Genomic DNA, 12,899 nt, shown 5'->3' on the forward strand with positions numbered 1-12,899 from the left:
CAGCCGCACCCCACCACATTCACGATGGCCTGCCCTTACGGAAATCGTCCAACCGGATCACCTGGGAGCCGCCATCGGCCGGTGGGGCCGCGGTGCGGCCATGGCCGACACTGGCCGCGACCGGATTATGCTCGGCCGCCGGCGCCGGCCGCTGCGTGGCCAAAAACCAATCCAGCACATCAGCGGGATAGATCATCGAATCCCGGGCGCTCAGCATCCGCACCGACGCGCCGCCGTAGCAGCGCTCCACCCACTTACGCAGCAGCCGGGGCCGCTCCGGGACGCGGTCAGCCCACCCCGGTTCCGTCATACCCCACGTGTGCCCGGTATCCGGGTTGATCCGTGAATGCAGCTGGGTGGTCAACATTTTCGCCCGATCCGGCGCGATCAGCCCCGAATCCCGCAGATGCATGATCAACGACCCCAACGACAGACCCCACTTGGCTTTGAGCGGACGCAGATTCAACAGCGACATCACCCGCGGCAACTCACCGGCGATGACCCCTGCCGGGGCCAACAACTCGGTCGCGAACCGGTTTGCCTCCAACTCGTCGGCGGCACTGACCGAGCAATAGGCGTGACTGTGCAACACCAAATGACCGAGCTCATGGGCGACCGTGAACCGGGTCCGCTCCCACGAGTCGCTATCCCTCAACACCAGCAGCGGCCGGTCCCGTAACCGGCCCACCCAACTCGAATACCCCAAATGCCGCTCATCACGAGAACGCCCACCGGTAGCGGCGAATTCGCTTTCCCATTCACCGGCGACCCGGCGCCGGACAATCACCGGAGCACCCAGCCGCTCGGCCTCATACATCAAATCGTCAAGCGGCTCATCGGGTTCCAGTCCCATCGCCTCACGCAGACGTGCTGCGGCCACCGTGATCGAACTGTGTGCCAGCTCATCGGGACTGACCGTCGGAACCTTCACCGGAGGCAGCTTCGACCGGCCATCGAGCTCACCGAGAAAATCGCCTGCCAACGACGCGAACGTCGCCAGAAACTCCTGCTCACCCAACGTCATTGACTTCGGCGCCCGAAACAGCAACTCGTTCGCGGTGATCCGTGTCCGCGGCTCCGAGCTGAAAAACGCTGCAGGAAACCGGAACAACCCCGCCAGCAACGCAACATCGCCGTCGTCGAGCCGCACCGTCAGCGACTTCTCAATCTGGGACTGCCGTGACGTACTCCAGCCTGTGGCTTCCACCACCGACCGTGCCGTCATCCGCCTCAACAACCGGGCCTGCCGGACCCGTGCACCAAAAACCTCAATCATCGTGCGCTCAATTCAACGTCACCGGGTTGGGAAACCCACATGCACCCAACACTGTGCACGATGGCTACGACGATTTCGGCGGACCGTCCTCCTCGTCCTGATCGCTCGCAGCGTCCTCGTCGACCTCGGCGAAGTCGTCGTCGCGGCGCCGTGTCCCGAAAGTCCCCGGTCCCGCGCCCTCCCGACGGCTCCCGCCGAGACCAACATTGAATGAGCGGTCCTCCATGATCGGCGGCGGCAACGGTGTCCGACCGTAAAGAACCTCCACATTGTCGAGGAGTAGTCCCGCCGCGAGGACCGCGCCGCCGAAAAACCCGCGACCGTCCGGCCACCACAACAGGTATTCCCGATACTTCTGCGGCTCGGGAATACCCTCTTCGCCACCGATCGGGTGACCCAGCACCTCCTCGATGCTGTACTGCTCCCCACCCGGCACAAACGGCACAGTCTCGATCAGCTGACCAGTCCGCCGATTGCGCGGATGCTTGCGCACATAAATCCGCGAGCCCTTCCCGTCGAGCAGAAGAACTCCCATCCCGTTGCCCGCCTTGACTTTTAGAGTCGAATCGGGAGTCTCCCGCCGTAACCGCGATAGCAGAAACGTTTCCAACACCGAGCACGACACCGTGATCGGTCGCACATTGCTGCCCTGATCGACAAAACGATCTGGGACTTCCGGATGCCGCGCAGCCAGATCCCCATGCGCCTCGCCCAAAACCTGAGCATGCTGCCGGACGAGTTCCTCCACCAACTGCTGAGGATCGTCGTGTAGTTCCATGGGGTAAACATTTACCCCGGTATCCCACACTCAACCTCGCGCCACGCCGCTGCCGGTCGGCAAAATTTTGGCTGCTCATACCTAATAGGTTACATGTATGCGTGGATAAAACTGCACTTCAACACACCTTTAAGGCGTGTTTTGAGAATTTAACGCCTGATAAGCGCTGGGGTCGGTGTTCCATCTGCAGGGCGATCTCGTCGACGAGAACCGGCTGTCGGCCTGTGCGGATCTGCTGATGACGACGAGCCCAAACGTCCTGGTGTACAGCGCGATCGACGGATGGCGGCGGCAGATGGTCGAACGGGGTCACGAGTTGATGGGTGCCGCACTGGATCTGGCGCGGGAAACACGCCGCGAGATCGAAGAGATCGACGACATCGAGGTTCTCGACGAGGAACTGCTGGGCAAGCAGGCTTCGCACGATTTGGATCGGCTTCAGGTGTTGATCGACGTCTTCGCGACAGGTACCTCGGGATACCAGGCCGCTGATTGGATGCGGGAGTACTGCCAGCTCGATCTGGGGATGACCGACCACCGCCGGGTGCTGGCCACCATGTCGCTGGCCGACGGGCCGGACACCGCGGGCCGACTGGTCGAGGCACTCAAGCTGTGGCGCAAGGCCGCACACGATTTCGATCCGCCGCCGCGTGTCGACCTGCCCTCACCCGACGAATTGGAGTTGGAGACCGTGGTGGCGCCACGGGATGCGTTCTTCGGTCCCGTCGAGGATGTACCGGTCGAGAATGCGGCCGGCCGGGTCTCCGCCGAGCAGATCACCCCGTACCCGCCGGGAATTCCCGCGGTGGTTCCCGGAGAGCGCATCAACCAGGCCGTGCTGGACTATCTGCGGACCGGGCTCGCAGCAGGGATGAACGTGCCCGACCCGGCCGATCCGTCGTTGCGGACGGTGCGCGTCGTCGCATAGGCGGTGCGGAGGTCCGCGACCAGTCCGTCGAAGGCTTGGTCACGGGTCTCAGATGGCCCTCGCAATACCGCTGACGGGTGGATCGTGGCGACGAGCGCCGGGTCCCCGTCGGGAACCAGCCCGGTGACGGACAGGATCTCCCCTCGGTGTCGAGATACTCGGAAGTCGTTGCCCAACAGGGACTTGGCGGCGGTCGCTCCGAGTAAGACCACGACATCCGGCGCGATCGAGTTCAATTCGGCGATCATCCACGGCCGGCACGCCTCGACCTCGGTGCGGCTGGGGGTCTTGTGGATCCGGCGCTTGCCCCGCTCGTTGGTGGTGAACTTGAAATGCTTGACGGCGTTGGTCAGGTAGAGCTCGGAGCGGTCGATCTCGGCCGCGGCCAAGGCTTTGTCCAGGATGCGGCCGGCGGGGCCGACGAAGGGGGCTCCGGCACGGTCCTCCCGGTCACCCGGCTGCTCACCGACCAGCATCATCCGGGCGGATGCGGGCCCGGACCCGAACACGGTCTGGGTGGCATCGCGGTACAGCGGACAACCCATGCATCCCCGCGCTGCCTTGGCCAGTTCGGTCAGCTCACGTGTTTCGGGGACGAACTCCGCTGCGCTGCTCATGGCCGGGGGATACCCGCTTCAACCGTTTCGCCATGCCGAGTTCGGGTATTCGTTATGACAACAACAGGAGATGATCGCCATGACCGGGGCATACGCGGCAAAACGGGTACTGCACCGAAGGACGAGCCTGGAGGCCGCGGCCTTGGGAATCGGCTGCCGGGTCGCCGTGAAGAACGTGATCCGCGCCTGGGCATTGCAACCGGACCTGGCGTGGCCGCTGCGGTCGATCGACCAAATCGTCGGCCTGCTCCCGAGCCGCCCCGCAGCATCGGTTGAGCCCCTGACATTGCCGAACTGCCCGGCGGAACTGATCCACGCACCCGGGACATCGGGGCGCAACGCGATCCTTTACTTGCACGGTGGGGCGTTCCTTACCTGTGGGCTCAACACCCACCGTGCTCTAGCTGCTCGATTGTCGGCTGCGGCAGACGCTTTGGTGCTCAACGTCGGCTACCGGATGTTGCCTGCGTGCGGCCTTGCCGACGCGGTCGAGGATGCCCTGGCCGGATTGTCCTGGCTGCGGCGGCGGGGCTTCGGTGCGGAGCAGACGGTGATCGCAGGCGACTCGGCGGGGGGATATCTTGCGTTCGGGACGGCGCTCAGGTCGTTGGCCCACGGTCTGCGTCCGGCAGCGGGCCTGGCCGCCATCTCACCGCTCATCGACCTGGACCCAGCGCGGAAATTGGTTCACCGCAACATCTCTCGGTGTTCGATGTTCACCGGCCCGGCGCTGTCGGCCTTTGCCCGATGCGTGCGGCGTAGCCAGTGCCAGTCGAGCCGGTGCGAGGCCGAGCCGCTGATCGATCCGGCGACGGCCGATCTGACCGGCATGCCTCCGGTGATGATTCACGTCGGCGCCGACGAATTGCTGTTGGCCGACTCGGAATTGGTGGCCGATCGGCTGGCCCACGCGCATTCGTCCTGCGAGCTGCACGTCTGGAGCGGCCAGGTGCACGACTTCCCGCTCGCCGCCGACATTCTGCCGGAAGGCCGGCGGGCCATCGGCTACCTGGGCGACTTCGTCAAAGGCGTGACTACCGCACCTGCTCAGATCGCGGCCTGACCCGCCTTCCCGAGGGGTTTCCCGTGGCGCCGCCGCGGGCATCCCCACCTCATGAGCGATATCGAGAACGGACCGGATGACACGCTGTCGCCGAGTGAGTCGACCGATTCCGACGAGGTCGCCAATGCTGATGGCGACGATGTGGTCGATCCGCCCGAGCATTGGCACGGCGCGGATCGCGCGGATGAGCCGGAATCGCTCGAGAGCAAGCTCGATGCGGAACGGCCCGACCGTCTGGCGGGGCAGGCACCTGCGCGCGACGTCGACGAGGCGATCGCCGAGCGTGAGGGCTTTCAGATTGTCAGCCCCGACGACGAGTCTCAAGACGGCTGAGAATCGCACGCAGGGGCTATTTGTAGTCAGCCGGCCTGACGTTGCAGCGTGACCGAGGCGGTATTGGCATCGGCGTGGGTGGCGATGCCGCTGCCCTTCGCCGTGACCGCCAGCGCCGTGCGGTCCCCGCGGAACAGGTCGCGGGAGAACTCGCACGGCGAGCCGTTCTGGTCGTAGGTGACGCGAGTGATCAACAGCAGTGCCGCTTTGGGCTTGATGCCAAGCAGCGTGGCTTCGCTGCTGGTCGCGCTGACCGCCTCGATGCGCTCGTCGGCCCGGCCGGTGACCAAACCGTATCGGGATTCCAGGATTTCGTAGAGGGAGCCGCCCAGCTGCTGGTCGAGCAGGCCGGGAAACGCATCGGCGGGGAACTGTGCGTGTTCGAGCGAGATCGGGGAGCCGTCGGCCAGCCGGACGCGTTGGATCTCGATGACGTAGTCGCCCGGGCCCAGGCGCAGGGCGGTCTTGGTGGCGTCGTCGGGGGTGGTGATGCGCGTCGAGAGCACCCGCGTCCCCGCGACGTACCCCTGATTGGCCAGGAAGGCCGGCACACCGACCACGTCGGACAGGTGGCGCTCCACCTGCCCGTGGCTGATGAAGATGCCACCGGCCCGGCCGATCACCCGGTGCACCAGGCCGGCTTCCTCCAATGCGGCCAGGACCTGCCGCAGGCTGGAGCGGCTGGTGCCGTAGCGTTCGGCCAGGTCGCGCTCACTGCCGAGTTTGGCACCGGGAGTGCCCGCGTTGATGTCGGCGACGATGCGCCTGCGCAACTCCTCGCTGTGAACTGCCACCCCGGCCCCCTGCCCGTGTATTGGTACAGCCAATTCTATCCAGGTTGAACTAGAGTTCAGCGATCGCCATGTGAGATTCGGGCAGAATCTGTCCGCCGTCCACGACCAGCGACTGACCGGTGATGTAGGCGGCTTCGTCGGTGGCGAAGAACAGCGCGGCGTTGCCGATGTCGGCGACCGATCCCAGCCGGCCGGCAGGAACTGCCGACGCCATTTGGTCCATGTAGTCCTGGCCCATTTCCACCAGGCCCTCGGTGACGATGTTGCCCGGCAGCACGGCGTTGACGGTGATCTTCTTGGGGGCGAGTTCCATCGCGGCGGTGCGCAGGAAGCCGAGCTGGGCGGCCTTGGACGCACCGTAGTGCGACCAGCCGGGGTAGCCGGTGACCGGACCGGTGATCGACGAGGTGATGACGACGCGTCCGCGTCCGCTGGCGGTCAGGGCGGCGAGGGCGGCCTGCACGATGTAGACGGTGCCCTTGAAGTTCACCGCCAGGACCTGGTCGATGTCGTCGGGGGTGAGGTCCTCCAGCCGGCCGGAGGGGAAGATGCCGGCGTTGGCACAGACGATGTCCAGCCCGCCGTGCCGCTCGACGGCGGCGTCGACGACCTGGCGGGCGTCGTCGGGACTGGTCACGTCCGCGCGCAGGGCACTGACCCGGCCGGGGGTGTCGGCAAGCGCCGTGACCGCGTCGTCGAGGTCAGACTGGTTGCGCCCGGTGATGAGGACGTCCACGCCGGCGTTGGCGAACGTCTGGGCAATGCCGCGGCCGATGCCCTTGCTGCCGCCGGTGACGATGGCCGAGCGGCCCTGAAGCGATGCGAACATATTGAATCCTTCGAGTGTCAGGTCAAGGTGAGGCCGTTGGAGCGCAGATAGCGCTCGGCGAGTTCACAGCTGCCGGCGGCGTAGCTGATGGCCTTGGTGGCCGATTCGCGGGAGTGGCTGTGGCTGCCCATCCAGGCCAGCAGCAGCAGCCTGCGCAGTAGCACGAACGAGGCCAGCATGTCCTCGTCGGAAGCGGGCAGGTTGCGGCGGGTGCGGTAGCCGCGCACCCAGGCGTCTTGCCACTCCGGAAGTGCCGGGTCATCTTCGATGAACGACACTGCGGTGCCGAAATCGTAGAAGTACCAGCCGAATCCGCAGTCATCGAAGTCGATGACGGTGATGCCCGACCCCGCCGGGTCGGGGTCCACCAGCAGGTTGGCCAGACGCAGGTCAGCGTGGATCAGGCCGTAGACGTCGGGGCCCGTGCCGTAGGCGTGTAGCCGATCGTGCAGCAGCGCCTGGGCGCGCTCCAGCACTTGTTGCTCGGCGGTGCCGACGCCTTCGGCGTCGTGCCAACGGCCCCAGCGTCCGGCCGCGCCCAGGCTGTGCTCCCAGTCCCACGAGAACCGGCCGAACCCGGCCGGGCGTTCCCACCGCTGCGAATGATCGTGCAGTGCAGCGGTGATCCGGCCCAGCGTGTGGAAATCGTCGAGGGTCAACGTGCCCTCGTCGGGCTCGGCCCCGGCGACCATGCCGAAATGCACGGCATAGCGGTCGGTTCCATCGGCGTTGACCGTGACGAGGCGACGTCCGTCCCGGGTGGGCAGGACGTTCGGAACCGTGACATCACTGTCGGCGCGTAGCGCCGCCAGCCAGTCCAGCTCCGACTCGATCTCGTGGGGCTGGTGATAGTTCTGCCGGTGCACCCGCAGGATGGACTGGGTGCCGGCATCCTCGACGAGATAGGTGGCGTTCTCGGACAGGTTCAGCAACCGCAGCGTCGCGTCCGTCCCGATGTCGTACTGGCGTAGCGCCAGTTGGGCGACATCGATCTCGTCGGTGATAACCATTAGTGATCCCGTCCTTCAATCCCATCCAGCACCGCCGTGATCCGATCCCGGGCCACAGTGACATCCGCGGTGCTGCCACCGATGTAGAGCCTCCCAGCGGCGCCGATCATCTGCACGTCAACCACAGTAAGTCCAGGTGCGGCCCGCTCGGCCTCATTGGCCGCCACCGCTGCGAACAGCGCCGGGGTCATCTCGTAGACCAGCAGCGACTGTCCGGGCAGGATCATCGATGCCTGCCGGTTGCGGTTGAGGATCACCGCGTGCTGATCGGTGATGTTCTCGATGATGTCGTGGTAGAGCACCCGCGGCCGGAGCTGATCGGAGGCCTTGTTGCCGGTGCCCGCCAGGATCGCCTCGCCGGCCCGCTGCACGTCCTCGAGGTTGGCCGAGTGGATCTCGAGCACCCCGAATTGGCGTTCCACGTAGAGGATTCCGGGCTGGATACCGGGGACCTCACGCAGGGCCAGGTCGATCACCCGCTCGATCGCCAAGGCGGGGGACACCTCGACGATCAGCGCGTGTTCACCCTCGTACGGTGGGTAACCCCGGGCCCGGGTCGGTGTTCCGAGGTAGGCGGCGAACTGGCGCTGCAGATCCTCCACCAACAGGTAGACGCGGATCTGGGTGCGAATCCGCGTGCTCTCCTCAGCTTTGGTCGGCATGGCTACTTGCTGGCGACCGAGAAGTGCGCGCCGAGCTCGTTGTGCGGACGCGGGATGACGTGCACGCTGACCAGTTCGCCCACCTGCGAGGCGGTCTCGGCGCCGGCCTCGGTGGCGGCCTTGACCGCACCCACCTCACCGGTGACGATCACGGCGACCAGGCCGTCGCCGACCTGCTGGCGATCGGTGATGGTGACGTTGGCGGCCTTGACCATGGCGTCGGCGGCGGCCAGTGCGGCGACGAAGCCCTTGGTCTCGATCAGTCCGATTGCGTTGCTGGACATGGGTGTTTCTCCTTATTTGTTGGGGTTGGTGTCGGGTTTGACGTCGATGGATCCGATGATGAGAGCGTCGACCGGAGGCGGGGTGCCGGTGAACCAGCCCGAGGCCACCGAGCCCTGGGCGACGAGGACGTGCTCGCCCACGCCACTGCCGAGGACGTCGAAGGCGATGAGCTTCGATCCGCTGCCGTCGATCTCGACCTCGAGGAACGCTCCGGCCGGGATGCCGTCGATCCGACGGGTAGACCACACGTTGCCGGTGACAACCGCTGAAATCATTTGCGCTCCTTCGTCGCTCGGGCCATCATGTGCGCTCCTTCGTCGCTCGGGCCATCATGTGCGCTCCTTCGTCGCTCGGGCCATCATGTGCGCTCCTTCTCAATCGTGATGCCCAGAGTGCGGGCCTTTTCGCGGGCCAGCGGGGTCAGCACCGCCTTGCGACCGAGCACGAGCGTGCCTCCGGCCATGTCGGCGATGTGCCGCTCGGTGACGGCACCGGATTCGATGCGTCGGCTGGCACCGCCGCCGGCTCCGCGGGTGGCCCCGGCCAGCCGGAAGCTCAGCCGCCCGGCCTTCAGGTCCGCACGGGTCTTCGGGCTTTCGAAGAGCCGCAACAGCTTTCGGACGAAGTTGTCGAGGTCTCGGTCATTGGCCAACTGCACGGTCTCGGTGCGGTTCTTGCCCTCGACAGCGCGGGGGCCGGTGGGGTCCACGCCGAACTGGTCGGCGATCGTCGGCGGGGCCGGGGCCGGCGGCGGGGGGACAGCCACCGGCCCCGGAGTCCTGGTGGCGGCTCCGAAATCCTTGACCGCCTCCCGCACCACCTCACGCACCAGGACGCGCAGTTCGTCCCTGTTGATGCTCATGCAGTGGCCCTCGCCAGCGCGTCCTGGGCCGCCTCGGCCGCCGTACGGACATCGGCTTCGGTGCCGGACAGGTAGACGCGGCCCGTGGCGCCGATCATCCGGAAGTCGACAACCTTGATGTCCGCTGCCTTCTCGGCTTCGTTGGTGGCCAGGATGGCGTAGGACGCCGGGGCCACCTCGAGCACGAACAGTGACTCACCCGGCAGCACCATCGAGCCGATCTTGTTGCGGTTGATCAGGAACGCGTGCTGGTGGTCGACGCTGGAGATGATGCGCGAGGCCAGCACGTTCGGCTGTACCGCGCTTCCGGTGTTGCCACCGAGTTCGTCCAGTGCGGCGTCGGCGGCCGCCTTGACCGCGCCGGTTTCGCCGTGGAACTCCAGGTAGCCGAACTGCCGCTCTACCACCAGGATTCCGGCCTTGACCTCAGCATGCTTGAGGGCGACGTCGGTGACGCCCTCGATGTCCAGACCGGGTGCCACCTCGATGATCTGGGCGGCCTGGTTGGCGCGGGGGAGCGCGCCCTTGATCCAGGTGCCTAGATACGACATGGTCTGCGGTTGCAGCCGGTCGATGAAGATGAAGGAACGAAGTTCAGCCACAGCCCTACCTCTTGATCAGTTGTGCGAGTTCTTCGGCGACCAGCGCGCGCAATTCGGCACGCAGTGCGTCCAGGCCCAGGTCGGTCGAGCGGGCCGGGGTGGACCGGCGCGGTGCTGTCCTGGCCTGAGCAGGCGTGCCGTTGCGGTCGTTGGAGGCGCGCGGATACTCCGGCACCGGTCCGGCCGGTGAGTGCCACGGGTTGATGCCCGCGAAGTTGCCCATGGGTACGGCGGAATCGCTGTTGTAGGCGATGCGGGCCCAGTTGATCAGGTTCTGTGGTTGCAGGTTCTCCCCGATCGAGCTGCGCCCGACGAACCCGGTGCCGATCGTCATCGACGGCGCCAGGTTGGTGTCCAGCCCGGAACTTCCGGTGCTGTTGCCGACGTTGACCGACACTCGCAGCACCGGCACCTGGGCGGCGAAATCGGTGATCACCGAAGGATTCTCGCTGTGGATGGCCGCCGAGTGACCGGCCCCGCCGATCCGCACCACCGCCCGAGCAGCGCGGATGCCCCGTGCCGCGTCGGCGGCCGTGGTCATGCCGAGTACCGGGGACAACTTCTCGTGCGCCAGCATCTCCTCGGCGATCACGTCGTTGAACGGCGCGATCAACACCCGGGTCTTGGGCGTGACCCGCAGCCCGGCCTGCCCGGCGATCCAGGCGGCGTCGCGGCCCACCACGTCGGTGTTGAGGTGGCCGTCGGCGAACATGTAGGCCCGCAGCCGTCGTGCGCCGTCCTCGTCGAGGATGTGCGCACCGGCGCGGGTCAGCGCACCGTTGAGCTTGCCGGCGATCGCGTCCTCGGCGATCAGGACCGATTCGTTGGTGCACAGCACCGAGTTGTCGAAGGCCTTGCTGTCCACGATGCGCTTGGCCGCGGCGTTGATGTCGGCACTGGCCTCGACGAACACCGGGACATTGCCCGGTCCGACCCCGAGTGCGGGGTTGCCGGACGAGTAGGCGGCCCGCACGACCCCGGTGCCCCCGGTCGCCACGATGACGTCGGTGCGATCGTCGGCCATGAGCGCCTGTACGAGCGGGATCGACGGTTCCTCGACCACCTGGACGATGCCGTCCGGCGCACCGGCCGCCACCGCCGCCTCGGCGAGCAGCCGGGCCGCATCGGCCGAGCACTGCTTGGCGCGCGGGTGCGGGGCGACCACGACGGCGTTGCGCGTCATCAGTGCCAGGATCACCTTGAAGTACACCGTGGCAACGGGATTGGTGGTCGGCGTCAGTGCCAGCACCACCCCCGCGGGCCGGGGCAGCTCGACGATCTTGCTGGCTTCGTCGACGCGCGGCGACACAAAATCTTCGCCCCGGTAGTAGTCGACGATGCCGCGCGAGCAGGCCCGGTTCTTGGTGACCTTGTCGGCCACCACGCCCATCCCGGTCTCGGCCACCGCCTCTGCGGCGAACCGCTCGGCTGCCGAGTAGGCGGCGTCGGCCACCGCGTTGACGATCTCGGTTACCGCGGCCGCGTCGTAATCGGCGTATGCCGCCGCGGCCCACCCGGCCCGCTCCAGCATGTGGCCGGCCTGTGCGGTACTGGTCATGATGCTTTACGTCCTCTCACGACGGTCTCGGCCCTGGCCACCGCGACGGCGAGGCGGTCCAGGACGTCCTCGCAGAGCTCGCGCGAGAGCAGCAGACCCGGTTTGAATTGCAGGACACGGGGATCCAGTGTCGAGAAGATCGCCCACACGCCGTTCTCGTAGAGTTCCCGCATCACGAACTTGGCGCCTTCTGGGTGATCGAACTCCAGACCGATCACCACGCCGTTCTGCCGGATGCCGACGAACCAGTCCGGATGGTCGGCCTGGATGCGCTGCAGCCCGTGGTCGAAGATGTCGGCGATGTAGTGCACCATCGAGCGCACTTCCGGCCGGGTGGAGATTTCGAGTGTCTTCAGCGCGGCGACGCAGCCCAGCTCGGCGCCGCCGAACGTGGAGATATGGCCGAAGCCGTCCTCATCGAGCCACTTCGCAGCGCGATCGCTGAGCAGCGCCGCGGTGATCGGGTACATGCCGCCGGACAGGCCCTTGCCCGTCACCAGGATGTCGGGCTCGATGCCGTGTTTGGTGATGCACCACAGTTCACCGGTGCGCATCAGACCGGTCTGCACCTCATCGGCGATGTACAGGGTCCCGTGCTTCTCGGTGATGGCCTTGACGGCTTCCAGGTAACCCGGTGCGGGAAGCGGGAATCCGTAGGTGGCCGGGATGGTCTCCATGATCACCGCGGCGACATCGCCAGGTGCCAGTACCCGTTCCATCGCCTCGATGTCGTTGAACGGCACCTGGAGGAACTCGTCGGGCTGGTCGGCCAGGAAGAACTTGGCGAACCGGTCGTCGCCGGTGGCCACGGCCAGGCCGGTGTGGCCGTGGTAGGCCTTGACGATCGAGACGATCTTGCGGCGTTTGGTGGCGTGCCGGGCGCTCTTGAGCGCGATGTCTATCGCCTCACCGCCTCCTGACCCGTACGCCACCTTGGTGATCGACGCCGGCGCGGTCTCGACCAGGCGCTGCGCCAGTGCGGTGCGGGCCACCGACGGGAAGTGATGGTTTCCGACGTCGAAATGCTCCATTCCGTCGGTAATCGCCTGCATCACTTCGGGATTGCGGTGCCCGAGGTTGTAGGTACCGCCGTTGAGGTGCAGATCGATCAGGCGGCGGCCGCCCATGTCCCACAGGAAATATCCCTCGCGGCGGTCGATCACCAGATCGACACCGGTATCAGTCCAGAACTGTGTCTTGTCTGGATTCCAGAACGTCTTCGCCTTGTCCAGCACTTCGGCTTTGGACTCGAACGTGAACGTGCCGTAGTCGTACATGCGGCTCCCTCTCCAGCTATCCGGT

The 12,899-nt window shown here is 66.3% G+C and carries 15 protein-coding genes and 1 pseudogene; 3 read left to right on the plus strand and 13 right to left on the minus strand.

Annotated features, from left to right (window positions below; all coding sequences use genetic code 11):
- Positions 1-19 precede the first annotated feature (19 nt).
- Complete coding sequence (locus G6N57_RS07255; RefSeq protein ID WP_070930154.1) at positions 20-1,276, minus strand: helix-turn-helix domain-containing protein; 1,257 nt, start codon at positions 1,274-1,276, stop codon at positions 20-22.
- A gap of 64 nt (positions 1,277-1,340) precedes the next feature.
- Positions 1,341-2,054: a hypothetical protein gene (locus G6N57_RS07260; protein WP_049234150.1), complete on the minus strand. Its 714-nt coding sequence runs from the start codon at positions 2,052-2,054 to the stop codon at positions 1,341-1,343.
- A 169-nt stretch (positions 2,055-2,223) separates the two neighbouring features.
- Between G6N57_RS07260 and G6N57_RS07265 the strand changes: the two are divergent.
- Positions 2,224-2,982 (plus strand): annotated as a pseudogene (locus G6N57_RS07265) (Orn/Lys/Arg family decarboxylase); the annotation flags it as partial.
- Here G6N57_RS07265 and G6N57_RS07270 read toward each other — a convergent pair.
- A complete protein-coding gene (locus tag G6N57_RS07270) occupies positions 2,898-3,599 on the minus strand; it encodes a UdgX family uracil-DNA binding protein (RefSeq protein ID WP_077739870.1) in 702 nt (233 codons plus the stop codon). The pseudogene G6N57_RS07265 and the gene G6N57_RS07270 sit on opposite strands and share 85 nt — an antisense overlap.
- 70 nt (positions 3,600-3,669) lie before the next feature.
- On the opposite strand from G6N57_RS07270, the gene G6N57_RS07275 reads away from it, so the two are divergent.
- Together G6N57_RS07275 and G6N57_RS32290 are read left to right on the plus strand one after the other, a co-directional pair.
- On the plus strand, positions 3,670-4,662 hold the full coding sequence (locus tag G6N57_RS07275; RefSeq protein ID WP_077739871.1) for an alpha/beta hydrolase: 993 nt from the start codon (positions 3,670-3,672) through the stop codon (positions 4,660-4,662).
- A 51-nt stretch (positions 4,663-4,713) separates the two neighbouring features.
- The gene (locus tag G6N57_RS32290) at positions 4,714-4,995 is read left to right on the plus strand and encodes a hypothetical protein (RefSeq protein ID WP_077739872.1); all 282 of its coding nucleotides are present in this window, start codon (positions 4,714-4,716) and stop codon (positions 4,993-4,995) included.
- 26 nt (positions 4,996-5,021) lie between these two features.
- Here G6N57_RS32290 and G6N57_RS07285 read toward each other — a convergent pair whose 3' ends face one another.
- From G6N57_RS07285 to G6N57_RS07330, 10 genes are all read right to left on the minus strand, one after another.
- Complete coding sequence (locus G6N57_RS07285; protein WP_077739873.1) at positions 5,022-5,789, minus strand: GntR family transcriptional regulator; 768 nt, start codon at positions 5,787-5,789, stop codon at positions 5,022-5,024.
- A gap of 49 nt (positions 5,790-5,838) precedes the next feature.
- Positions 5,839-6,618 carry a 3-oxoacyl-ACP reductase FabG gene (gene fabG, locus G6N57_RS07290; RefSeq protein WP_077739874.1) on the minus strand — a complete coding sequence of 260 codons (780 nt, stop codon included), beginning with the start codon at positions 6,616-6,618 and terminating at the stop codon, positions 5,839-5,841.
- 17 nt (positions 6,619-6,635) lie between these two features.
- Positions 6,636-7,628, minus strand: a complete 993-nt coding sequence (locus G6N57_RS07295; RefSeq protein WP_077739875.1) for a phosphotransferase enzyme family protein — start codon at positions 7,626-7,628, stop codon at positions 6,636-6,638.
- Positions 7,628-8,290 carry a microcompartment protein gene (locus G6N57_RS07300; protein ID WP_036446431.1) on the minus strand — a complete coding sequence of 221 codons (663 nt, stop codon included), beginning with the start codon at positions 8,288-8,290 and terminating at the stop codon, positions 7,628-7,630. Before G6N57_RS07300 ends, G6N57_RS07295 begins: the two co-directional genes overlap by 1 nt.
- Before the next feature lie 2 nt (positions 8,291-8,292).
- Entirely contained in the window at positions 8,293-8,574 is a 282-nt protein-coding gene (locus G6N57_RS07305) for a BMC domain-containing protein (protein ID WP_019347921.1), read from the minus strand.
- Positions 8,575-8,586: 12 nt separating this feature from the next.
- Positions 8,587-8,850 carry a EutN/CcmL family microcompartment protein gene (locus G6N57_RS07310; protein ID WP_077739876.1) on the minus strand — a complete coding sequence of 88 codons (264 nt, stop codon included), beginning with the start codon at positions 8,848-8,850 and terminating at the stop codon, positions 8,587-8,589.
- 83 nt (positions 8,851-8,933) lie between these two features.
- Entirely contained in the window at positions 8,934-9,437 is a 504-nt protein-coding gene (locus G6N57_RS07315; RefSeq protein WP_077739877.1) for a hypothetical protein, read from the minus strand.
- Entirely contained in the window at positions 9,434-10,039 is a 606-nt protein-coding gene (locus tag G6N57_RS07320) for a BMC domain-containing protein (RefSeq protein ID WP_036446433.1), read from the minus strand. The genes G6N57_RS07315 and G6N57_RS07320 overlap by 4 nt, the downstream gene beginning before the upstream one ends.
- Before the next feature lie 4 nt (positions 10,040-10,043).
- Positions 10,044-11,597, minus strand: coding sequence for an aldehyde dehydrogenase family protein (locus G6N57_RS07325; protein ID WP_077739878.1), 1,554 nt, complete (start codon positions 11,595-11,597; stop codon positions 10,044-10,046).
- Positions 11,594-12,874, minus strand: a complete 1,281-nt coding sequence (locus G6N57_RS07330) for a class-III pyridoxal-phosphate-dependent aminotransferase (RefSeq protein WP_077739879.1) — start codon at positions 12,872-12,874, stop codon at positions 11,594-11,596. The genes G6N57_RS07325 and G6N57_RS07330 overlap by 4 nt, the downstream gene beginning before the upstream one ends.
- Between the last annotated feature and the right edge of the window lie 25 nt (positions 12,875-12,899).

The organism is Mycolicibacterium boenickei (genome assembly GCF_010731295.1).
Classification (GTDB): domain Bacteria; phylum Actinomycetota; class Actinomycetes; order Mycobacteriales; family Mycobacteriaceae; genus Mycobacterium; species Mycobacterium boenickei.

Excerpts from the sequence above, each read along its gene's own strand:
- G6N57_RS07255 (WP_070930154.1), bottom strand. The coding sequence starts at position 1,276 with ATGATTGAGGTTTTTGGTGCACGGGTCCGGCAGGCCCGGTTGTTGAGG.
- G6N57_RS07260 (WP_049234150.1), bottom strand. The coding sequence starts at position 2,054 with ATGGAACTACACGACGATCCTCAGCAGTTGGTGGAGGAACTCGTCCGG.
- G6N57_RS07270 (WP_077739870.1), bottom strand. The coding sequence starts at position 3,599 with ATGAGCAGCGCAGCGGAGTTCGTCCCCGAAACACGTGAGCTGACCGAA.
- G6N57_RS07275 (WP_077739871.1), top strand. The coding sequence starts at position 3,670 with ATGATCGCCATGACCGGGGCATACGCGGCAAAACGGGTACTGCACCGA.
- G6N57_RS32290 (WP_077739872.1), top strand. The coding sequence starts at position 4,714 with ATGAGCGATATCGAGAACGGACCGGATGACACGCTGTCGCCGAGTGAG.
- fabG (WP_077739874.1), bottom strand. The coding sequence starts at position 6,618 with ATGTTCGCATCGCTTCAGGGCCGCTCGGCCATCGTCACCGGCGGCAGC.
- G6N57_RS07295 (WP_077739875.1), bottom strand. The coding sequence starts at position 7,628 with ATGGTTATCACCGACGAGATCGATGTCGCCCAACTGGCGCTACGCCAG.
- G6N57_RS07300 (WP_036446431.1), bottom strand. The coding sequence starts at position 8,290 with ATGCCGACCAAAGCTGAGGAGAGCACGCGGATTCGCACCCAGATCCGC.
- G6N57_RS07305 (WP_019347921.1), bottom strand. The coding sequence starts at position 8,574 with ATGTCCAGCAACGCAATCGGACTGATCGAGACCAAGGGCTTCGTCGCC.
- G6N57_RS07310 (WP_077739876.1), bottom strand. The coding sequence starts at position 8,850 with ATGATTTCAGCGGTTGTCACCGGCAACGTGTGGTCTACCCGTCGGATC.
- G6N57_RS07315 (WP_077739877.1), bottom strand. The coding sequence starts at position 9,437 with ATGAGCATCAACAGGGACGAACTGCGCGTCCTGGTGCGTGAGGTGGTG.
- G6N57_RS07325 (WP_077739878.1), bottom strand. The coding sequence starts at position 11,597 with ATGACCAGTACCGCACAGGCCGGCCACATGCTGGAGCGGGCCGGGTGG.
- G6N57_RS07330 (WP_077739879.1), bottom strand. The coding sequence starts at position 12,874 with ATGTACGACTACGGCACGTTCACGTTCGAGTCCAAAGCCGAAGTGCTG.